This window comes from Cobetia sp. Dlab-2-AX, from assembly GCF_024124625.1.
GTDB lineage: Bacteria > Pseudomonadota > Gammaproteobacteria > Pseudomonadales > Halomonadaceae > Cobetia.
In genome coordinates this window covers 139,038-160,817 of record NZ_JAMXRV010000007.1, presented here as the reverse complement: position 1 = coordinate 160,817, position 21,780 = coordinate 139,038, and the positions used below count along the sequence as shown (strand labels likewise).

Sequence of the window (21,780 nt, the reverse complement as noted above, 5' to 3'; positions counted from 1 at the left end):
AGCGAAGCGACTGCATGAAACTCAAGACCATTGGATTGGCAGCTGCGCTGCTCGGGGCCAGTCAGGGCGCCTTGGCCGCATCTTTTAAAATTTCGGACATTCGGGTAGAGGGTCTCCAGCGCGTGTCTGCGGGCACCGTCTTCAATGCCTTCCCCGTCTCCGCGGATCAGAATGTGGAAGAAGAGGAACTGTCGTCGGCTGCGCGTCAGCTGTTCGATACGGGCCTGTTCGACGACATCCGCCTCAAGCGCGATGGCGATGTCCTGATCATCGATGTGGTCGAGCGTCCGACGATCTCCAAGATCGAGATTGAGGGCAACTCGCAGATACCCGACGAAGACCTGCGCAAGGGCCTCAAGGAAGCAGGGCTGGCCGAGGGTCAGGTGCTGCAGCGCTCCACGCTGGAAGAAATGCAGCGTGAGCTCGAGCGTGTCTACCAGGCTCAGGGCCGCTACAGCGCGCGTATCGAGACCTCCGTCGAGGAACTCGAGCGCAATCGCGTGCAGGTCAATATCGACGTCAAGGAAGGCGCGATCGCCAAGATTCATCAGATCAACATCGTCGGCAACGATGCCTTCGATGACGAGACTCTGCGCGAACAGCTGGAGCTGGAAGACAAGCCGAGCTGGTTCTTCGGCTGGTTCTCGGATGATGAATATTCGCGTGAGAAGCTGACCGGCGATATCGAGACCCTCAAGTCCTGGTATCTCGATCGCGGTTACGTCAACTTCCAGGTGCGCTCGACCCAGGTGTCCATCTCGCCGGACAAGTCCGAGATCTTCGTCACCATCAACGTCGATGAAGGCAAGCCGTACAAGATCGGCAATATCGGCTTTGCCGGTGACCTGAAGATGAAGGAAGAGCGCGCCCGCGATCTGGTCAAGCTCGCCCCGGATGCTCTCTATTCCCAGCGTGATGTGACCGCTTCCAGCGAGGCGCTGCGCCAGGCACTGGGTGCCGATGGCTTCGCCTTCGCCAAGGTCAATGCGGTGCCGGAGGTCAACGAGGAGAGCGACACCGTCGATCTGACCTTCGCGGTCGACCCCGGCAAGCGTGCCTACGTGCGTCGCATCAACTTCAAGGGCAACACCACTACCGCAGACGAAGTGCTGCGTCGTGAGATGACCCAGCTGGAAGGCGCACCGGCCTCCACCGACAAGATCAAGCAGTCCAAGCAGAAGCTTGAGCGCCTCGGCTTCTTCAAGCAGGTCGATGTCGACACGCGCCCTGTCGCCGGCGAGCCGGACCAGCTGGACGTCAACTACAACGTCGAGGAGCAGCCGTCAGGTTCCATCTCGGCGTCGATCGGTTTCTCCCAGGGTGACGGTGTCATCTACGGGGTGGGCCTGTCGCAGAAGAACTTCCTGGGCACCGGCAACGAAGTCAACATCAATGCCCAGAAGTCGGATGACTATACCAACGTCAGCTTCGGCTACACCGACCCGTACTGGACGCTGGATGGCATCTCGCGCGGCTACAATCTGTTCTACCGCAAGGTCGATTACGACGATGATGATGACGTCGCCAGCTACGCGACCGACAGCTTCGGCGGTGGCATCAACTTCGGTTATCCGATCAACGAACTGTCGCGCCTGAACTTCGGCGGCGGTTACGAGTTCGTGCGCGTCAAGGACTTCGACGACAGCCCGGCGGAGGTCACGCAGTTCATCGAGGATGAAGGCGAAGACTTCAACCTCTACAAGCTGACGGCCAGCTGGTCACGCAACAACCTCAACCGTGGCATTCTGCCCACGGCGGGCAGCTCTCAGCTGCTGTCGCTGGAAGTGGCGGTGCCGGGCTCTGATGCGGATTACTACAAGTTCCGCTACAAGGGGCAGAAGCTGTTCGAACTGCATGATGATTGGTCACTCAAGTTCCGGACAGAACTGGGCTACGCCAACTCGTTCTCCGGCGATACTTATCCGTTCTTCAAGAACTTCTATGCCGGTGGTCTGGGCAGCGTGCGGGGCTATAGCTCCAATACCCTGGGGCAGGCATCCACCGAGGTCGATGACGGTGATGACGATACCCTGGGCGGCAATATTCTGATCGAAGGTGGGGTCGACCTGATCTTCCCGATGCCCTTCATCAAGGACAAGCGCAGCGTTCAGCCGTCGTTCTTCGTCGATGCCGGCAATACCTATCTGACCTCCTGCTACGATGTCGAGTCCGACTACTCCAGCAGTTGTGAAAGTGGCGTGGACCTTGGAGATCTGAATTACAGTGCCGGTATCGGCCTGTCGTGGATCACGCCGGTGGGCCCGCTGACCTTCAGTGTCGCCCAGCCGATCGGTGACGATGACGACGATGACACCGAGATCTTCCAGTTCTCGCTGGGCCAGACCTTCTAAGGCCGTACGATGCCGCACCCGCTTGAGCCGGTGCGGCCTTCGTCACGACCACCGGCGGCGCTGTCCCTGTTCCGTCGCCGGTCCTCGCACCGTCGGTCGCTGAGTCATCAGTGACCGAGCAACAGGCCTACAAGGAGTTTGTGTGATGCGTAAATTGACCCGCGCCCTGTGTCTGGCTGGTGGCCTTGCCGCCATGGCGACTCCGATGCTGGCACAGGCCACCGAAGTCGCGGTCCTCGACTGGCGCCAGGCGCTGTTGAGTTCCGACTCGGCCAAGATTTCCATGAACCAGCTCAAGAATCAGCTGGCCGGCAAGCAGGATCAGGCCAAGGCACTCGCCAAGGAACTGGAATCCCTGCAGGCCAAGCTGCAGAAGGACGGCGCCGTGATGTCCGACTCCGAGCGTCAGTCCGTGCAGCAGCAGCTGCGCCAGAAGGGTGGCCAGTTCCAGCAGCTGCGTGGCCAGGTCCAGCAGCAGCAGCAGCAGGCGGAGCAGACCTTCCTCAAGCAGTCCAAGCCGAAGCTCGACAAGGCCATCCAGCAGGTCGTCGACAAGCATGGCATCGAGCTGCTGGTCGACCGCAATGCGACGGTCTACAGCAAGGATGGTCTGGATCTGACCAATGAAGTGACTCAGGTGTTCAACTCGCTCAACTGAGTGCATCCCGCGCGTGCAAGCGTGCGGGATGTGTTGCATCCGAGCATGCCAACGCGAATGCGAGCCAGAGGCGCTCAGCGCCCAGAGACAGAATGAAAAAGCGACAATTCTCTTACACTCTCGAGGATCTGGCCCAGCGGCTGGGCGCTCGTCTCGTCGGTGACCCGGCTGTCCGGGTCACCGGTCTGTCGACGCTGGTCGATGCTGAGCCCGGCGATATCGCCTTCCTCGCCAATCGCGCCTACCTCAAGTATCTCGGGGAAACCGCCGCGACTGCCGTGCTGCTGCATGAAAGCCATCTTGAAGAGTGCAAGGGCAATGCCCTCGTGCTGGACAATCCGTATCTGGCCTACGCCGAGCTGTCGCGTCTGTTCGATCCGCTGGCGGTCGAGCCTCAGGCGAGCGTGCATGCCAGTGCCGTCATCGACGAGACCGCAACCCTGGGGGCCAATGTCGAGGTCGGCCCGCAGGTCGTGATCGGTCCGGGCGTCAGCATCGGTGACAACACGCGCATTCAGGCGGGTTGCGTGATCGGGGCCGACAGCGTGCTGGGCGAGGGCTGTCTGCTGCATCCCAATGTCACGCTCTATCATGGCGTGGTGATCGGGGCGCGCGCGGTGCTCCACAGCAGCTGCGTGATCGGCGCCGATGGCTTCGGTTTTGCCCACGATGGCAAGGGCTGGCACAAGATCGCTCAGCTCGGCGGCGTGCTGATCGGCGATGATGTCGAAGTCGGCAGCTGCACCAGCATCGATCGTGGCGCGCTCGGCGACACCATCATCGGCAATGACGTCAAGATCGACTCCCAGGTCCAGATTGCGCACAACGTCCAGATCGGGGATCACTCGGCACTGGCGGGCTGTGTCGGCATCGCCGGCTCCACCAAGGTCGGGCGCTACTGTCTGATGGGCGGCGGTGTGGGTCTGGCGGGGCACCTGGAAATCGCCGATGGCGTGCAGGTGACCGGCATGAGCCTGGTGACCAACTCCATCACCAAGCCGGGCGTCTATTCTTCCGGCACCGGCGCGATGGACAATGGCCTGTGGCGCAGAAATGCCGTGCGTTTCAAACAGTTGGATCAGTTGGCGCGACGCTTGAATCAGGTAGAGAAGAGTTTGAAGGACAAGTAGTACTGCAAGCCCGGGTAGTACCTGTCCAGAGCGGGGTCTCGCACCTGCTTGGCACACTGTCGGGCAATGAGCGGCTGCCAGCCACGCGCAAGGACGCTATAATGCGCGCCATTGCCCGAACGGCGGTCCGGACCGTCATTACATGCCTGCCCGCGAGCGGCAGGCATTTCGTTATTTCAGAGGTTGCAAGCCAATGGTTATGGACGTCAACGAGATCCGTGAGTATCTCCCGCACCGCTATCCTTTCCTGCTGATCGATCGTGTCATGGACCTGACCCTTGGCGAGTTCATCGTTGCGCGCAAGAACGTCAGCATCAACGAGCCGTTCTTCAATGGTCACTTCCCGGAGCACCCGATCATGCCGGGCGTTCTGATCGTGGAAGCCATGGCTCAGGCGGCGGGTATTCTCGGCTTCAAGACCGTCGACAAGCGTCCCGCCGATGGCTACATCTACTATCTCGTCGGAAGCGACAATGTGCGCTTCAAGCGCCCGGTGATGCCGGGTGATCAGCTCGAGATCAGCGCCCGCGTGCTGCGCGAGAAGCGTGGCATCTGGAAGTTCGCCTGTCAGGCCAAGGTCGATGGCGATGTGGTCTGCGAGGCCGAAATCATCTGTGCCGAGAGGAAGGTCGCTTGATACATCCTACTGCCATTGTCGATCCCGGCGCCCGCCTGGCCGATGATGTCGAGGTCGGCCCGTTCTGCGTGATCGGCGCTGATGTCGAGATCGGCGCTGGCACGGTGGTGGGGCCGCATGTCGTCATCAAGGGCACCACCGTCATCGGTGAGCGCAATCGTATCTTCCAGTTCGCGTCAGTGGGCGAGGACTGTCAGGACAAGAAGTACGCCGGTGAGCCGACGCGTCTGGAAATCGGGGATGACAACGTCATCCGCGAGGGCGTGACCCTGCATCGCGGCACCGTCCAGGATGCCAGCCTCACGCGTATCGGCAGCCGCAACCTGTTCATGGCCTACTCGCACGTCGGTCATGACTGCATCATCGGCGACGACTGCATCATGGCCAATCAGGCGACGCTGGGTGGCCATGTCCATCTCGGCAACCACGTCATTCTGGGTGGTCTGTCGGCGGTGCATCAGTTCTGCCATATCGGCGAACATGCCATGGCGGGCGGTGGCTCCATCATCACCAAGGACATCGCGGCCTTCGTGATGGTCAATGGCCATCCGGCGGAAGCACATGGTCTCAACAGCGTCGGCCTCAAGCGCCGTGGCTTCAGCCGCGAGACCATCTCCGCGCTGAACACGGCCTACAAGACGGTCTTCCGTCAGGGGCTGACGCTGGCGCAGGCCCTCGAGCAGCTGGAAGCCGAGCCGCCGCTGGCCGAGCGCGATGTCTTCATCGCCTCGCTCAAGGCGTCCACTCGCGGTCTGACTCGCTGAGCATGCGCATCTACCTGGTAGCCGGGGAGCTCTCCGGTGACATCCTCGGTGCCAGCCTGATGCGCGCGCTCAAGACGCGCTATCCCGATGTCGAGTTCCGTGGCATCGGCGGCCCGCGCATGCAGGCCGAGGGCTTCGACAGCCTCTATCCGCTGGAAACCCTGTCGGTGATGGGGCTGGTCGAGGTGCTCAAGCATCTGCCGGCACTGATCAAGGTGCGTCGCCATCTGTTGCGCGACGCCCTCGAGTGGCAACCCGACGTGATGATCGGCATCGATGCCCCGGACTTCAATCTGGGGCTCGAGCTGCGCCTGCGCAAGCAGGGCATCACCACCGCGCACTACGTCAGCCCCTCCGTGTGGGCCTGGCGTCAGGGGCGCGTGAAGACCATTCGCCGCGCCGTCGATCGCATGCTGACCTTCCTGCCCTTCGAGGCCGCCTTCTATCGTGAGCATCAGGTGCCGGTGACCTTCGTCGGCCATCCGCTGGCCGATGAGTTGCCGCTCGAGGATGATCGTGCTGCTGCCCGTGGGCAGTTGGGGATCGACAGTGATGTGCAGCTGCTGGCGGTATTGCCGGGCTCCCGCGCCAACGAGATCCGCTTTCTCGGCGAGACCTTCCTGGCCGCCATCGAGCGTCTCTGTCAGCGTTATCCCGGCCTTGAGGTGGTGATCCCGGCGGCCACACCGCTGCGGCGCACCGAGCTCGAGTCCCTGATGGCGGAGCACGAAGGGCTGGATCGCAGTCGCATCCATCTGGTGGATGGTCAATCGCGTGAAGCGATGACCGCCGCCGATGCCGTGCTGCTGGCGTCCGGCACGGCGGCGCTCGAATGTCTGCTCTGTCATCGTCCGATGGTGGTGGCCTATCGCATGGCGCCGATGACGCATCGCATCGCGCGGCATATGGTCAAGACCGAGTGGATATCCCTGCCCAACCTGATCGCCCGCGAGACGCTGGTGCCGGAGCTGATCCAGGACGCCGCCACGCCGGAGTCCATCGAGGAAAGCCTTGCGCCATTGCTGTCGCGTGCCGCCGGTGACGTCGCTCGCCAGCGCGAACTGCGGGAACGCTTCACCGCCATGCATCGTGAACTGACCTGTGATGCCAGTGCCGCGGCCGCCATCGCCATCGGTGAACTGGCCGGACGCTGATCCCGCGTGTCGCCGCCAGACATTGCGCTACCCTTGATTGAATCACCTCGACAGGCAGATCGCATTGGCGCTCTGCCTGTTGTCTTACGCCTCGAGATATCATGACCGACTCTGCCGACAGCCACGCCACCACGCCTTCTGCGCGCAAGCGTAAACCCGCCGATGATTTTCCGCCGCTGGTGATTCCCTATCAGGGGCAGTTGCTGGCCGGTATCGACGAGGTCGGGCGTGGGCCGCTGGTCGGCCCGGTGGTGGCGGCAGCGGTGATTCTGGACCCGAATGACCCCATCGAGGGTATCACCGACTCCAAGAAGCTCAGCGAGAAGAAGCGTCTGGCCCTCTACGAGCAGATTCGAGCGCGCGCCTGGGCGTGGGCGATCGCCGAGGCCACCAGTGACGAGATCGATGAGCTGAACATCTATCAGGCCACGCACCTGGCCATGCGTCGCGCCATCGATGCACTGGGCGTGCGCCCGGAATACCTGCTGGTGGATGGCAATCGCCTGCCGGGGCACGAGATTCACGGCATGGCGGTGGTGAAGGGCGATCTGCGTCACGCTGCCATCGGCGCGGCCTCGATTCTGGCCAAGGTGCATCGCGACGCCCAGATGGCGGCGCTGGATTCACACTTCCCCGCCTATGGCTTCGCGCGTCACAAGGGCTACCCGACCCGCGAGCATCAAGCCGCCATCGAGGAACATGGCATCCTCACCCTGCACCGCAAGAGCTTCGGGCCGGTCAAGCGGCTGTTCATGTCGGGGCACGTGCCACGGGCCGTGCCGCCGGACGCGCTGATCGCGCTTCCGACCCCGCAGGCTGCGATTCCAGAAACGGCGACGCCAGAGCTGGATGACAGCGCCGCGCCGGCAGGGCCGCAGACAGGAGTGCAGGTCGAGCCAACACCAGAGCCGAGTGCGACGCTGAGCGATGCAAGCGAGCCGAGCCAGCGTCCCACGGCAAAAAAGCCGGCAGCCGTGGTCTGACTGATGCCAGTGAGACCACGGCATCCCCGTCAGTCGAGCCTGCCCGGCCAGACGCTGCACCTTCAGACGATGGCGCTGACAGGCTATCCTTGAAGCCCGAGCCCGAGCCCGAGCCCGAGCCTTCAGCCTCGCCGCCGCCGACAGAACGCGCAGCGACGACAGCCCCAGCCGCAACCGAATCCTTCACCGTCACGCCGACTTCACGAGCCGATTCCATGACCACGCCCTTTGTTCACCTGCGCGTTCACACCGAGTTCTCTCTCGTCGATGGTCTGCCCGGCGTCAAGCCGCTGATCAAGGCGACCGCCGCGGCGAGCCAGCCGGCTGTCGCGGTGACTGACGAGGCCAACCTGTTCGGACTGGTCAAGTTCTACTCCAATGCACGCGGTGCCGGCATCAAGCCGATCATCGGTGCCGACATGTGGATGACCAATCCCCAGGATGCCGCGCGGCCGTATCGCCTCACGCTGCTGGCGATGAACGACACCGGTTATCGCAATCTTACCGAGCTGATCTCGCGCGGCTGGACCGATGGCCAGAAGCAGGACCGCGCCTACCTCGAGAAAGAGTGGGTCTTCGAGCAGGCCGAGGGGCTGATCGTGCTGTCCGGCGGTCGTGAAGGCGAGATCGGCCGCCATCTGCTCTCTGATCACGAAGATACCGCGCGGACACTGCTCGACGAATGGAAGGCAGTGTTCGGGGATCGCTTCTATCTGGAGCTGACCCGCACCCAGCGTCAGTACGAGGAAGAGTGCCTTCATCTGTCGGTGGCGCTGGCCGAGGCCACCGATACGCCGGTAGTGGCCACCAATGATGTGCGCTTCCTCAAGCGTGAAGACTACTGGGCCCATGAGACGCGCGTCTCCATCGGCGAAGGCAAGGCGCTGGATGACCCGCGGCGCGAGACCCGCTACAGCGATGAGCAGTACCTGAAGAGCGCCGAGGAGATGAGCGAGCTGTTCTCCGACATTCCCGAAGCGCTCGAGAACAGTGTGCTGATCGCGGCGCGCTGCTCGGTGACCGTGCAGCTGGGCACCTACTTCCTGCCCGAGTTCCCGGTGCCGGAAGGCATGACGATGGACCAGTTCTTCCGCAAGGTCTCGCATGATGGCCTGACGGAGCGCCTCGACAAGCTGTATCCCCATGCCAGGCATCCGCGCGACAGCGAGGCCTGGGCCGAGATCGAGCAGCGCTACCGCACGCGGCTGGATTTCGAGCTCGACATCATCCTGCAGATGGGCTTCCCCGGTTACTTCCTGATCGTCATGGACTTCATCCAGTGGGGCAAGGACAACGGCGTGCCGGTCGGTCCGGGGCGCGGTTCCGGTGCCGGCTCGCTGGTGGCCTACGCTCAGAAGATCACCGATCTGGACCCGCTGGAATATGACCTGCTGTTCGAGCGCTTCCTGAACCCGGAACGTGTCTCCATGCCTGACTTTGACGTCGATTTCTGTATGGAGAAGCGTGACCGCGTGATCGACTACGTGGCCGAGCGCTACGGGCGCAACGCGGTCTCGCAGATCGTCACCTTCGGCACCATGGCCGCCAAGGCCGTGGTGCGTGACGTGGCGCGCGCCCAGGGCAAGCCGTACTCGTTGGGCGACAAGCTCTCCAAGCTGATTCCCTTCGAGGTCGGCATGACGCTGGAGAAGGCCATTGAGCAGGAGCCGCAGCTCAAGGAATTCATCGACAACGACGAGGAAGCCCAGGAAATCTGGGAGATGGCGCTCAAGCTCGAGGGCACCACCCGGGGAACTGGCAAGCATGCCGGCGGGGTAGTGATCGCGCCGACCAAGCTGACCGACTTCGCGCCATTGCTGTGTGATGAGGACGGCAGTGGTCTGGTGGTCCAGTTCGACAAGAATGACGTCGAGGAGGCCGGACTGGTCAAGTTCGACTTCCTGGGCCTGCGTACCCTGACCATCATCGACTGGGCGATCGAGATGGTCGACAAGGTCCGCGAGCGCGAGGGGCTGGCACCGCTGGATATCGATGACATTCCGCTGGATGACGCCAAGACCTTCGACATGCTGCAGAAGGCGGAGACGACAGCCGTCTTCCAGCTGGAATCCCGCGGCATGAAGGAGTTGATCAAGAAGCTCAAGCCCGACTGCCTGGAAGACATGATCGCCCTGGTGGCCCTGTTCCGTCCCGGTCCGTTGCAGTCCGGCATGGTGGATGACTTCATCAACCGCAAGCACGGCCGCTCCGAAGTGTCTTATCCACACCCGGATTACCAGCATGAGCTGCTCAAGCCGGTACTGGAGCCGACCTACGGCATCATCCTGTACCAGGAGCAGGTCATGCAGATCGCGCAGGTACTGGCCGGCTATACGCTGGGCCAGGCCGACATGCTGCGCCGCGCGATGGGCAAGAAGAAGCCGGAAGAGATGGCCAAGCAGCGCGCCGGCTTCATGGAAGGGTGTGCGGACAAGGGTATCGACAAGGACCTGGCCGGCAACATCTTCGACCTGGTGGAAAAATTCGCCGGTTACGGTTTCAACAAGTCGCACTCGGCGGCCTATGGTCTCGTTTCCTACCAGACCGGCTGGCTGAAGGCACATTATCCGGGGCCGTTCATGGCGGCGGTGATCTCCACCGAGATGCAGACCATCGAGAAGGTGGTGCCGCTGATCGAGGAGTGTCGCCATATCGGCCTGACGGTCACGCCGCCGGATGTGAACCTCGGTGGCTACAAGTTCACCGTCGACCTGGAAGGGCATGTCGTCTACGGCCTGGGCGCCATCCGTGGCGTGGGCGAGGGCCCGATTGATGCCATCGTCAGTGCGCGTGCCCAGGGTGGGCCGTTCAGTGACATCTTCGACTTCTGCAAGCGCATCGATGCCAAGAAGATCAACAAGCGCACCCTGGAAGCGCTGATCCGCTCTGGCGCGCTGGACAACATCGGTCCGTCGCGTGCGGTGCTGATGCTGGCAGTGGAGGATGCGCTCAAGGCCGCCTCCCAGAATCACGCCAACAATGATGTCGGCATCACCGACATGTTCGGCGATGCCTTCAGCGAGCCGGAAACCGATGTCTATGCCGGCTATCGCAAGGCGCGCGAGTGGACCGACAAGGAGCGCCTCACCGGCGAGAAGGACACGCTGGGGCTCTATCTGACCGGCCATCCCATCGATGAGTATGAGGGTGAGCTCAAGCGCTTCATCAATGCGCGCATCAGTGATCTCAAACCGTCGCGTGAGCCGCAGCGCATCGCCGGGCTGGTGATCGCCATGCGCACCATGAAGTCCAAGCGGGGCGACACCATGGCCTTCGTGACCCTGGATGACCGCACCGGACGCATCGAGGCCTCGATGTTCGGTGAGCTCTACGATCAGGTGCGCAACAAGCTGGTACCTGACAGCGTGGTGATCGTCGAGGGCGAGGTCAGCCAGGATGACTATTCCGGTGGCCTGCGTCTGCGCGGCAAGGATGTCACGCCGATCATCGACGCGCGGGCGCGCTTCGGTGAGGCGGTCGAGATGAGCATCGCCGCCGAGGACATCGGCGGTCGCTTCACCCAGCAGCTGACCACCTTGCTGACGCCACACCTGGCCAGTGAAGGCCTGCCGATGCGCCTGCGTTATCGCAACGCCGCGGCGGAGGCCTGGCTGGAACTGGGCGAGCAATGGCGCGTTGCGCCCAGTGATGAGTTGTTGATCCAGCTGGGTGAGGTGGAAGGCCAGCGCGGTGTGCGCCTCAAGTACCGTGACTGACTTGCTGGCCGACAGGATGATGCCTGCCTCGCCAAGCGGCGGGGCAGGCACAGCACCGAGATGAGCGGCGTGGGCGCAGAGTTAATCCACGCCGAACAGGCGGGCAAGGTTTGCACCTGTCGAACAGGGTGCGATAATGCTTGTCCATCTTTTCCGTACCCAATTCCATGCCGACTGTGACCGCCGCGAGCCACAGATCGCCTGAGCGTGTGCTCAGGGGGAGTGACCCGGCCGACTCGCTTTCCTGGCTGCCCGAGACGACGAACGAAACGCCTTATGAATCCCAATTATCTGGACTTTGAACAGCCGATCGCCGAGCTGCAGGCCAAGATCGAGGAACTCCGTCTGGTCGGTAACGACTCCCAGGTCAACCTGTCTGACGAGATCGCTCGCCTGCAGGAAAAGAGCACCAAGCTCACCGAGTCCATCTTCAAGGACCTCGGCGCCTGGCAGGTCTCCCAGCTGGCACGTCACCCGCAGCGCCCGTATACCCTCGATTATCTCGAGAACCTGTTCACGGACTTCGATGAGCTGCACGGCGACCGTCACTACGCGGACGACGAAGCGCTGGTCGGCGGTATCGCGCGTCTCGACGACAAGCCGGTGATGGTGATCGGTCACCAGAAAGGCCGCGACGTGAAGGAAAAGGTGCGTCGCAACTTCGGCATGCCGCGTCCGGAAGGCTACCGCAAGGCCTGCCGTCTGATGGAGATGGCCGAGCGCTTCAAGATGCCGATCCTGACCTTCATCGACACCCCGGGTGCCTATCCGGGCATCGGTGCCGAGGAGCGTGGTCAGTCCGAGGCCATCGCCTACAACCTGGCGGTGATGTCGCGTCTGAAGACGCCGATCATCTCCACTGTCATCGGTGAGGGGGGCTCCGGCGGTGCACTGGCGATCGGCGTGTGTGACGAGCTGAACATGCTGCAGTACTCCACCTACTCGGTGATCTCGCCGGAAGGTTGTGCTTCTATCCTGTGGAAGAGTGCCGAGCGTGCCGCCGACGCCGCTGATGCGATGGGCATCACTGCCTCGCGCCTCAAGGAGCTGGGCTTCGTCGACAACCTGATCAAGGAGCCGCTGGGTGGCGCACACCGCAACCCGCAGTCCGCCGCCGACAGCATCAAGGCTGCGCTGGGCGAAGGTCTGGAGCGTCTTGGCGCCATGGATACCGATGCCTTGCTGGAGCGTCGTTACCAGCGCCTGATGAGCTACGGCGCACCGGCATGATCCCGGTGCCTCTCGCGTGATGCGCGATCGGCTCATGCCCGCGTGACCAGGACGCCTCCGGATTCTTCCGGGGGCGTTCTTGCGTTCAGGGCCGGCGTTTTCTCCTCCACTTCCTCTTCTCCACCACTTCCTTCCTCCGCTTCGCGACAGGAGCCCGACATGTCTCTGTCCCCCTCACTGGATTCGCTGTACCTGCGTGCTCAACCGCTGAGCGAGATGGCAGAGTCGCGTGCACTCGTCGCCGTGCGCGAGGCGCTCGAGGCCAGCGATGCCAGGCGCACGGTATGGGTCGCGCTCTCGGGTGGGCTGGATTCGGTGATGCTGGCGCGCCTGGCGGCACGTGCGGTCAAGGACTGCCCGCGTCGACTGCGGCTGGTGCATGTGCATCACGGCCTGCAGGCAGCCAACGATGATTTCGAGCAGCTGGCGCGCAGGCTGGCCTCGCGTCTCGGGCTGCCGCTTAGCGTGCGTCATCTGGCGCTGGCGGAGACGGCACTCAAGTCGCGAGGACTGGAGGCGGCAGCGCGCGAAGGGCGGCTGGCGGCGCTGAGCGCCTGTCTGGCGGCGGGGGATAGCCTGTGGCTGGCTCAGCATCAGGATGATCAGGCCGAGACGCTGTTGCTCAATGCGCTGCGTGGCAGTGGCGGGCGCGGCCTGGCGGCCATGCCGCCTGAGCGGGCGCTGGCCGTGGGCGAGGCGTTCCCCGGGCGAGACCAGTCCGCCCATGAGCGGGCACGACTGCTACGGCCGCTGCTGGGGATCTCGCGCGATGAAATCCAGACACTGGCGAGCCAGCAGGGCTTGCAGGCTGGGCGCGACTGGTGCGAAGACCCCAGCAATGTCGATCAGCAGTTTGATCGCAACTACCTGCGCCACAGTGTCGTGCCGCTGTTGCAGGCGCGCTGGCCGCAGGCCGTGGCCAGCCTGGCGCGCTCGGCGCAGCAATTGCAGGAAGAGCAGTCCTTGCTTGATGAGCTGGCGGCCGAGCTGCTGGCGAAGGTTCAGGTATCAGGCGCAAAGCACCTGGCTCAGAGACAAGGGCAGGGGCAGGTACAGGGTCTTGATCAGGGCCTGAATCAGGTGCGGGAGCAAGAAACGCAGTTGTCATTGGCGGAGCTGGCAGGCTTGAGTGAGTCACGCCAACGGCTGGTCCTGCGCCATCTATGCCAGTCGCGTGGCTGGCCGGTGCCGCCGCGGGGTCGCTTGATGAGCCTGCAGCAGTTGATCGCCACGCCGCCCGACTCGGTGGCCGAGGTGCACTGGGCCAACGCCAAATACACCGTCAGCGTGCGCGCGTGGCGCGGCCAGCTGTGGTGGCAGGTGTCAGATACCGTTATTGAGCAGGGTGTGCGTCATCGACAAGGCGATACCGGCTACGCGAGAAGTGGTCGCCAACCCGGCGAGACGCCTTCCTGCGAGTGGGATTCTGAGGCACGCAAGGGATGGCGGGCGCTGGGGAGGGGGGAAGAGCATGTTGCCTTCACGTCGCGTCAGCCGGGAGATGTACTGCGAGTGGCAGGGCGGGGGCGGCGCGATATCAAGCGTTTGCTGCAGGAAGCCGGCATCCCGCCTTGGCAGCGTGAGCAGTTGCGAGTGGCGCGCATGCACGATGAGACAGTCGCGGGGTTGTGGCACCCCTCGCGGGGCTGGTGGCTACTGGCCTCACTCACATCGCAGTGAGGCCAGCGGGCGATCTCGCCGATATCTTGCTTGGGGCTCGCTCAGGAATCGGCCAGTGTCAGCGTCATGCCGGCGGCTTTCTGCAACTCGCTTTCCTGGCTGAGGTCATCGTTGATCAGGCTGTGATCGCGATATTCCTCGGTCAGATTGAGCGTCAGATCGTCGCCTTCGGCGCTGAGATGCATGCCGAGTACCGGCGCTTCCGAGCGTGAATGGTTGAGCATCACCGCCATGCGTAGCAGGCGTGCCAGGCGCGCCAGACGCGGTTGCTGCGGCCCCGGCAGCGCCGCCAGTTCGTTCTTGGGGAACTTGCGACGGTGGGCACGGACCAGGAAGGCCAGCGCGCGCTGTTCGGGACGCGAGAAGCCGAGCAGGTCGGAATGCTCGAGCAGGTAGGCGCCATGGCGATGGAACTGGCTGTGGGAAATCGCCTGGCCGACTTCGTGGAGTTCGGCGGCCCAGCTCAGCAGTTGACGTGACGTCGCCCCCAGCGCCCAGTCACCGGCGACCTGATCGAACAGCTGCAGGGCGGTGTCGCGCACATTGCTGGCGTGGCGGGTATCGATGCCATAACGACGCTGCAGCGACTCGATGGCTGACAGGCGTGAATCCTCCGGCGTGTTGCGCCCGATCAGATCGAACAGCACGCCTTCGCGCAGCGCGCCGTCGGAGTAGCGCATCTGCTCCAGCCCCAGTGCCTCGAAGACACCGCACAGAATGGCGATGCCCGCCGGGAAGACGGTGGCGCGATCGCTCTTCAGGCCAGGCAGGCTGACCTTGTCGAGACGTTTGAATTCCAGCAGCGCCGCGCGCAACTTGTGTAGCCCTTCGCGTGTGACCACGCCATGCGGGGCCCAGCCGTGCGCTTCCAGCACGTTGGCGGCGGCCTTGATGGTGCCGGAGGAGCCGACCGGGTCATCCCAGCCCATCTCGCGATAGGTGCGCTGGATGCTGGCCAGTTCCGAGCGTGCGGCCAGCTCGGCGCGGCGCATGCGCTTCTCGCTGATCTCGCCATCCTGGAAGAAGGCCTTGGTATAGGCAACGCAGCCCATGTGCAGGCTTTCCAGCAAGCGTGGCTCGAATTGCTCGCCGATGATGAACTCGGTGGAGCCGCCACCGATATCGACGATCAGACGCTTGCCGTGCACATCGGCCAGTGCATGCGCCGCGCCCAGATAGATCAGGCGGGCTTCTTCGCGCCCGGCGATGATCTCGATGGGATGCCCCAGCAGAGCCTCGGCACGCTCGATCAGTTCTTCACTGTTATGCGCGGCGCGCAGGGCATTGGTGCCCACGACCCGCAGATGGTCGGCCTCGATGCCATCGATGAAGGGTGCGAACTGGGCGAGACAGTTGAGGGCGCGCTCCATGGCTTCTTCGCTGAGCATGCCGTCTTCGTCCAGCCCTGCCGCCAGCTGGACCTTCTCACCCTGCTTGGCCACGACCTGCAATTGCCCCGCCTGGTGGTTGGCCAGCAGCAGGTGGAAGCTGTTGGAACCCAGATCGATGGCGGCCAGCTTCAGCAGCGGGGCCTCGTTGCCGGCGCTGCCTTCATCAGAGGTGGCGGGTTGCGGGTGCTGGAAGGGTGCTGATTCACTCAAGGGCGGAGTCCTTTACGGCGGGTCATTCATGGCAGGCATCATGCACTGCCTCCTTCACGCCAACTCCTGCGACGGCTTCCTTGCGTGGCGACCATGGCGCAATGAAGTTGTCGTGAGCGTGGGTGGTCACCGGACGCGAGCCTGCTGCGGGAAGATGACGCTGGCAGCAGGTCGCGGCGGCGACTCTCGCAAGATTGCGGCGACTGGCCAGAGGTGTCAAACCGGTGGCACCCACGGAGCCATCACCACGAGGGGCTGGCGGCACATTCAGCGCATGGGGCATGCTATTCTAGCGGCGTGATATGACAGAACGACGAAGTCGCGGGTCATCATCACGCACAATGAGTCGCAAGCCATCACGCAGCAAAATCAGCAAGACCAACCGGGTCTGGGAGATAACGTCGCGATGAGCGAACGTGTGGTACCGATTGCAGAAAGGGACTTCGAATCCGTGGTGCTGGAAAGCGAGCATCCGGTGCTGGTAGATTTCTGGGCTTCCTGGTGCGGGCCGTGCAAGAGCGTGGCACCGACGCTGGAATCCCTGGCAGAGGAATACGAAGGGCAGCTCAAGATCGTCAAGGTCGATGTCGATGAAGCCCCTGAGCTCGCTGCCCGCTTCGGCGTGCGCGGTGTGCCGACATTGATGCTGTTTCTGGGCGGCAATGTCGAAGCCAGCAAGGTGGGCGCCATGCCGCGCGCGCAGCTGGCTGCCTTTCTGGATGCCAATCTGTGAATCGGGCCTTGCTGCCCTCGGGGGCCTTGAGGCGTCAGTGAAAGCGCTACGTCAGCGGCGGCTATCGCAGCGCTGGCTGGCCGCTAGCGAGCGCTTCAGGCAGCGCCGGGTGCGCCACCAGGCCGCCGGGGCTTGCGTTCAGGGGCCGGCTTGACTACCATCGAGGCGTTCGCCTGATTACACGCTCTCTGATTGCGTCATGTCGACCGTCCCACGGTCCCCCAGTTGTCAGCCAGCCCTCTGGTAATGCTGCCCGCGACTCGCCGGCCAGCCTCCAGGCGATTCATACCGCTAGATTTCATATCGAGAAGACTTTTCCGTCAGCAAGCATGATGCGCCGTGTCCCTTCGACCGGTCCGTCGTCGCTGGACATCCGTAGCTCGACACTCCGTCGCTGAATCCGTTGTTCGCCGTGGTGAGTGATCTTTCCTGAACTTTTGGCACCTGTCTTCATCCAGCTCAGGCGCTTGCCTCCGGGAATGCTGTCGAGTTCTGTCTGCACCCTTGCAGTGCCGGTCCTTGCCTTCTGCCCGTCTTCTCGATTCCCTTCTTATCTATCAGCTCCGCTGACCTGAGCCACGTTCAAACAAAGCCGATGAATCTTACCCAACTCAAGCAAAATACTGTCCCCGAACTGCTGGAACTTGCCCAGACGATGGGCATCGACAATCTGGCACGTTCGCGCAAGCAGGACATCATCTTCGCCATCCTCAAGAAGCACGCGAAAAGCGGTGAGGACATCTACGGCGACGGCGTTCTGGAAATCCTGCAGGACGGCTTCGGCTTCCTGCGCAGTGCAGACTCTTCCTACCTCGCGGGTCCTGATGACATCTACGTTTCACCGTCTCAGATCCGTCGCTTCAATCTGCGCAAGGGCGACACCATCTCCGGCAAGATTCGTCCGCCGAAGGAAGGGGAGCGTTACTTCGCGCTGCTCAAGGTCAATCAGATCAACTTTGACCGCCCCGAGAATGCCAAGCACAAGATCCTGTTCGAGAACCTGACGCCGCTGTTCCCGCAATCCCGTCTGCTGATGGAAATCGGCAACGGTTCCACCGAAGACATCACCTCACGCATCCTTGATCTGACCGCACCGATCGGCAAGGGTCAGCGTGGCCTGATCGTCTCGCCGCCCAAGGCGGGCAAGACGATGATGTTGCAGAACATCGCCGCCTCCATCACGCGCAACAACCCCGAATGTCACCTCATCGTGCTGCTGATCGATGAGCGTCCCGAGGAAGTCACCGAGATGTCGCGTACCGTACGCGGCGAAGTCGTGGCCTCCACCTTCGATGAGCCGCCGGCCCGTCACGTCCAGGTCGCCGAGATGGTGATCGAGAAGGCCAAGCGCCTAGTCGAGCACAAGAAGGATGTCGTCATCCTGCTCGATTCCATCACGCGTCTGGCACGTGCCTACAACACCGTGGTGCCGTCCTCCGGCAAGGTTCTGACCGGTGGTGTCGACGCCCACGCCCTCGAGAAGCCGAAGCGCTTCTTCGGTGCCGCGCGCAATATCGAAGAAGGCGGCAGTCTGACGATTCTCGCCACGGCGCTGGTCGATACCGGCTCCAAGATGGACGAAGTCATCTTCGAGGAATTCAAGGGCACCGGTAACATGGAAGCTCACCTCGACCGCAAGCTGGCCGAGCGACGCGTCTTCCCGGCCCTCAACATCCGTCGCTCCGGCACGCGTCGTGAAGACCTGATCGCGTCCGAGGATGAAATGCAGCGCATGTGGATCCTGCGCAAGCTGCTCAACCCGATGGAAGATGTGGCTGCCACCGAGTTCCTGATCGATCGCCTGAAAGATACCAAGACCAACCTCGAGTTCTTCGAGGCCATGAAGCGCCGCTGATCGAGGCCGGCCCTGCCGCGATGGCGGGCCATGTCCACGACGTGCGCTGCCTGAGACGCCCACTTCCCGCCCGGGAAGTGGGCGTCTTGCGTTGTTGGTCTGCCGAGTGCCGGCTGGCAATGGTATGCTCGGGGCTTGATCAAGCCGAGCGGAAACTCCCATGCAGTATCGAGACTTACGCGATTTCATCGCGGCGTTGGAAGAGAAGGGCGAACTCAAGCGCATTCGTGCCGAGGTGGACCCCTATCTGGAGATGACCGAGATCTGCGATCGCACCCTGAAGGCAGGGGGGCCGGCGTTGCTGTTCGAGAACGTCAAGGGCCACAGCATGCCGGTGCTGGGCAATCTGTTCGGCACGCCGCGGCGCGTGGCGCTGGGCATGGGCCAGGAGTCCGTCGAGGCGCTGCGTGAAGTCGGCGAGCTGCTGGCCTTTCTCAAGGAGCCGGAGCCGCCCAAGGGCTTCCGCGATGCCTGGGACAAGCTGCCGATCTTCAAGCAGGTGATGAGCATGGGGCCGAAGAAGGTCAAGCGTGCGCCCTGTCAGGAGATCGTGCTGGAAGGGGAGGAGGTCGATCTCGACATGATTCCGATCCAGCACTGCTGGCCCGGGGATGCCGCGCCGCTGGTGACCTGGCCGCTGGTGATCACGCGTGGTCCGCACAAGGAGCGCCAGAACCTCGGCATCTATCGTCAGCAGAAGCTCGGCAAGAATCGCCTGATCATGCGCTGGCTGGCACACCGTGGCGGTGCACTGGACTTCCGCGAGTGGCAGAAGGCCCATCCGGGCGAACCCTTCCCCGTCGCGGTGGCGCTGGGTGCCGATCCGGCCACCATTCTCGGCGCTGTCACGCCGGTACCGGATTCACTCTCCGAGTATGCCTTTGCCGGTCTGCTGCGCGGCTCGCGCACCGAGCTGGTCAAATGTGGCCTGTCGGATCTCGAGGTCCCGGCCAGCGCCGAGATCATCCTGGAAGGCTATCTGTATCCGGATGACGTGGCACCGGAAGGCCCCTACGGCGATCACACCGGCTATTACAACGAGGTGGAGACCTTCCCGGTCTTCACCATCGAGCGCATCACCCATCGGCGCGACCCGATCTATCACTCCACCTATACCGGGCGTCCGCCGGATGAGCCGGCGATTCTCGGCCTGGCGCTCAATGAAGTCTTCGTGCCGATTCTGCGCAAGCAGTTCCCGGAAATCGTCGACTTCTATCTGCCGCCGGAAGGCTGCTCCTACCGCATGGCGGTGGTGACGATGAAGAAGCAGTACCCCGGCCACGCCAAGCGCGTGATGATGGGAGTCTGGAGCTTCCTGCGTCAGTTCATGTACACCAAGTTCGTGATCGTGCTGGATGATGATGTCGATGCCCGCAAGTGGGAAGATGTCATCTGGGCCATCACCACGCGCATGGACCCGAGCCGTGATACCGTTCTGGTCGACAATACGCCGATCGATTATCTGGACTTCGCCTCGCCAACGGCGGGGCTTGGCTCCAAGATGGGCATGGACGCGACCAACAAGTGGCCCGGCGAGACGGACCGCGAGTGGGGCGAGCCTATCGTGATGAGCGAAGAGATCACTTCCCGTGTCGATGAACGCTGGGACAGTCTGGGCATTCTGGACTGATTCCGCGACAGACCATCAACACCCATGCATTTACCCTGTCGTCGCGCGGCGCGCTGGCGGCAGGCATCAGACAACAAGAGGATACGATGACGGCGCGGACCCTGACCTGTCATGTCGAGAGTGTGGAAGATCTGACCCCGGACGTGTTTCGTGTGCGCTTCGCCGCACGTCCCGAGGCCCTGGCGCACGCGCCGGGCCAGTATCTCGAGATGAAGCTCGATGACACCACCTGGGTACCGTTCTCCATCGCCAATGCCGCCAGTGATGATGGCGTGCTCGAGCTGCATATCCAGCATTGGCCGGAACGCAGTAATTCCGCGCGTCTGCGCAGCCTGCTGGTCGCGGCCAATCAACTTGAGCTACGCCTGCCCAGTGGTGAGTGCGTGCTGGACCTCGACGACCCCAGCCCCATCGTGCTGATCTGTGCCGGCACCGGGTTTTCGCAGATGCACGCCATGCTGCAGGCGGCGTTTGCGCGTGGCCTGACCCAGCCCATCGAGCTGTGGTGGGCCGCGCGTGAGCGTCGCGATCTGTATCTGGAGAGTGCGGCACTCAACTGGGCGGCCAGCCAGCCGAATTTCCGTTATGTGCCGGTGCTGGAGGAGGCACCGACACACGGTGACGCCCATCATCGCGCGCTGGAAGCGGCCGGGGTCGAGGCGAGCTTCAAGGGCCATATCGGTCGTATCGACCAGGCGCTGCGTGAGCACGCCGACAGCATGGCAGGCAAGCGGGTCTATCTGTCTGGGTCGCCGGGCATGGTCTATGCCTGCGTCGACGCACTGACGCCCCTGGGAGTCGAGGCCAGCGCGCTGAGCTCCGATGTCTTCAGCTATGCGCCACGCGAGCCGCTGCTGGACCCGGCTCTGATGCCTGCCTGAATGAGTTTCCGGTACGAGGAAAGCGTGACATGAGTCAGTCCCCGATCCTGATCACCGGTGGTGCCCAGCGGCTGGGGCGTTACTGTGCCGAGCGACTGATCGATGATGGGCACCCCGTCATCGTCAGCTATCGACGCGAACGCGAAGAGCTCGATGCTCTGCGTGCGCTGGGTATCCGCACCGTTCAGGCGGATTTCTCCAGCGAGGCGGGCATCCGAACTTTCATCGCCGCGATTCGCGAGCTGACGCCGACGCTGCGGGCCATCGTGCACAATGCCAGCGACTGGGCACCGGATGGTGACGGCGAGGGGCAGGATGAGGTATTCGAGCATCTGTTCCGTGTCCATATGCAGGCGCCTTATCTGATCAACCTGGGATTGCGCGACCTGCTGGAAGCCGGGGTCGAGACGCAGGCGGATATCGTCCACATGAGTGACTTCGTGGTTCAGAAGGGCTCGCGCAAGCATGCGGCCTACGCGGCCAGCAAGGCCGGGCTCGAGAACTTGACCTTGTCGTTCGCGTCGATGTTCGCGCCGCGCATCCAGGTCAATACCATCGCGCCGGCGCTGATCATGCTGCGCCCAGGCGATGATGATGACTATGCCGAGCGTGCGCGCGCCAAGTCGTTGATGCAGCAGGTGCCCGGGCCAGGCGTCATCTGGCAGGCACTGCGCTATCTGCTGGATAGTCCCTATGTCACGGGCACGACCCTTCCGGTGGATGGGGGGCGCCACCTGCGCTGATAGCGTGTGTCAGTGGTCTTTCGGTTATCGCTTT

General features: G+C 63.0%; 16 protein-coding genes and 1 pseudogene. 15 read left to right on the top strand and 2 right to left on the bottom strand.

All coding sequences use genetic code 11. From position 1 onward, the window contains the following. The first annotated feature begins 14 nt into the window (after nucleotides 1-14). The 10 genes and pseudogenes from bamA (at nucleotide 15) to tilS (ending at nucleotide 14,303) form a co-directional block, all read left to right on the top strand. Entirely contained in the window at nucleotides 15-2,351 is a 2,337-nt protein-coding gene (bamA, locus tag NH396_RS12880; RefSeq protein ID WP_176678045.1) for an outer membrane protein assembly factor BamA, read from the top strand. Nucleotides 2,352-2,496: 145 nt separating this feature from the next. Beyond that, nucleotides 2,497-3,009, top strand: coding sequence for an OmpH family outer membrane protein (locus NH396_RS12875; protein ID WP_175089669.1), 513 nt, complete (start codon nucleotides 2,497-2,499; stop codon nucleotides 3,007-3,009). Between the two features lie 92 nt (nucleotides 3,010-3,101). Then, entirely contained in the window at nucleotides 3,102-4,139 is a 1,038-nt protein-coding gene (gene lpxD, locus NH396_RS12870) for a UDP-3-O-(3-hydroxymyristoyl)glucosamine N-acyltransferase (protein ID WP_176678044.1), read from the top strand. A 193-nt stretch (nucleotides 4,140-4,332) separates the two neighbouring features. After that, nucleotides 4,333-4,776, top strand: a complete 444-nt coding sequence (fabZ, locus tag NH396_RS12865) for a 3-hydroxyacyl-ACP dehydratase FabZ (RefSeq protein WP_175089667.1) — start codon at nucleotides 4,333-4,335, stop codon at nucleotides 4,774-4,776. Beyond that, nucleotides 4,773-5,540 carry an acyl-ACP--UDP-N-acetylglucosamine O-acyltransferase gene (lpxA, locus tag NH396_RS12860; RefSeq protein ID WP_043333008.1) on the top strand — a complete coding sequence of 256 codons (768 nt, stop codon included), beginning with the start codon at nucleotides 4,773-4,775 and terminating at the stop codon, nucleotides 5,538-5,540. The genes fabZ and lpxA overlap by 4 nt, the downstream gene beginning before the upstream one ends. A gap of 2 nt (nucleotides 5,541-5,542) precedes the next feature. Continuing rightward, on the top strand, nucleotides 5,543-6,694 hold the full coding sequence (gene lpxB / locus NH396_RS12855) for a lipid-A-disaccharide synthase (RefSeq protein ID WP_253064169.1): 1,152 nt from the start codon (nucleotides 5,543-5,545) through the stop codon (nucleotides 6,692-6,694). Nucleotides 6,695-6,795: 101 nt separating this feature from the next. Continuing rightward, nucleotides 6,796-7,440 (top strand): annotated as a pseudogene (gene rnhB / locus NH396_RS12850) (ribonuclease HII); the annotation flags it as partial. Between the two features lie 452 nt (nucleotides 7,441-7,892). After that, nucleotides 7,893-11,393: a DNA polymerase III subunit alpha gene (gene dnaE, locus NH396_RS12845; RefSeq protein WP_253064167.1), complete on the top strand. Its 3,501-nt coding sequence runs from the start codon at nucleotides 7,893-7,895 to the stop codon at nucleotides 11,391-11,393. Nucleotides 11,394-11,669: 276 nt separating this feature from the next. Beyond that, nucleotides 11,670-12,623 (top strand): acetyl-CoA carboxylase carboxyl transferase subunit alpha, encoded by a 954-nt coding sequence (gene accA / locus NH396_RS12840; protein ID WP_176678040.1) that lies wholly within the window; start codon nucleotides 11,670-11,672, stop codon nucleotides 12,621-12,623. A gap of 159 nt (nucleotides 12,624-12,782) precedes the next feature. After that, on the top strand, nucleotides 12,783-14,303 hold the full coding sequence (gene tilS, locus NH396_RS12835) for a tRNA lysidine(34) synthetase TilS (protein ID WP_253064164.1): 1,521 nt from the start codon (nucleotides 12,783-12,785) through the stop codon (nucleotides 14,301-14,303). A 41-nt stretch (nucleotides 14,304-14,344) separates the two neighbouring features. Here the strand turns inward: tilS and ppx are convergent, their stop codons facing one another. Together ppx and NH396_RS12825 are read right to left on the bottom strand one after the other, a co-directional pair. Then, nucleotides 14,345-15,829, bottom strand: coding sequence for an exopolyphosphatase (gene ppx, locus NH396_RS12830; RefSeq protein ID WP_253064249.1), 1,485 nt, complete (start codon nucleotides 15,827-15,829; stop codon nucleotides 14,345-14,347). A 97-nt stretch (nucleotides 15,830-15,926) separates the two neighbouring features. Continuing rightward, nucleotides 15,927-16,187, bottom strand: a complete 261-nt coding sequence (locus NH396_RS12825; RefSeq protein WP_176678038.1) for a hypothetical protein — start codon at nucleotides 16,185-16,187, stop codon at nucleotides 15,927-15,929. 123 nt (nucleotides 16,188-16,310) lie between these two features. Between NH396_RS12825 and trxA the strand changes: the two genes are divergently transcribed. From trxA to folM, 5 genes are all read left to right on the top strand, one after another. Continuing rightward, nucleotides 16,311-16,637, top strand: a complete 327-nt coding sequence (gene trxA / locus NH396_RS12820; RefSeq protein WP_166018619.1) for a thioredoxin — start codon at nucleotides 16,311-16,313, stop codon at nucleotides 16,635-16,637. Between the two features lie 595 nt (nucleotides 16,638-17,232). After that, on the top strand, nucleotides 17,233-18,492 hold the full coding sequence (gene rho / locus NH396_RS12815; protein ID WP_077377862.1) for a transcription termination factor Rho: 1,260 nt from the start codon (nucleotides 17,233-17,235) through the stop codon (nucleotides 18,490-18,492). 160 nt (nucleotides 18,493-18,652) lie between these two features. Further along, nucleotides 18,653-20,122 carry a 4-hydroxy-3-polyprenylbenzoate decarboxylase gene (gene ubiD, locus NH396_RS12810; protein ID WP_176678037.1) on the top strand — a complete coding sequence of 490 codons (1,470 nt, stop codon included), beginning with the start codon at nucleotides 18,653-18,655 and terminating at the stop codon, nucleotides 20,120-20,122. 86 nt (nucleotides 20,123-20,208) lie between these two features. Next, nucleotides 20,209-21,003 carry an FAD-binding oxidoreductase gene (locus tag NH396_RS12805; protein ID WP_176678036.1) on the top strand — a complete coding sequence of 265 codons (795 nt, stop codon included), beginning with the start codon at nucleotides 20,209-20,211 and terminating at the stop codon, nucleotides 21,001-21,003. Between the two features lie 29 nt (nucleotides 21,004-21,032). Next, nucleotides 21,033-21,746, top strand: a complete 714-nt coding sequence (folM, locus tag NH396_RS12800; RefSeq protein WP_176678035.1) for a dihydromonapterin reductase — start codon at nucleotides 21,033-21,035, stop codon at nucleotides 21,744-21,746. Nucleotides 21,747-21,780: the final 34 nt, after the last annotated feature.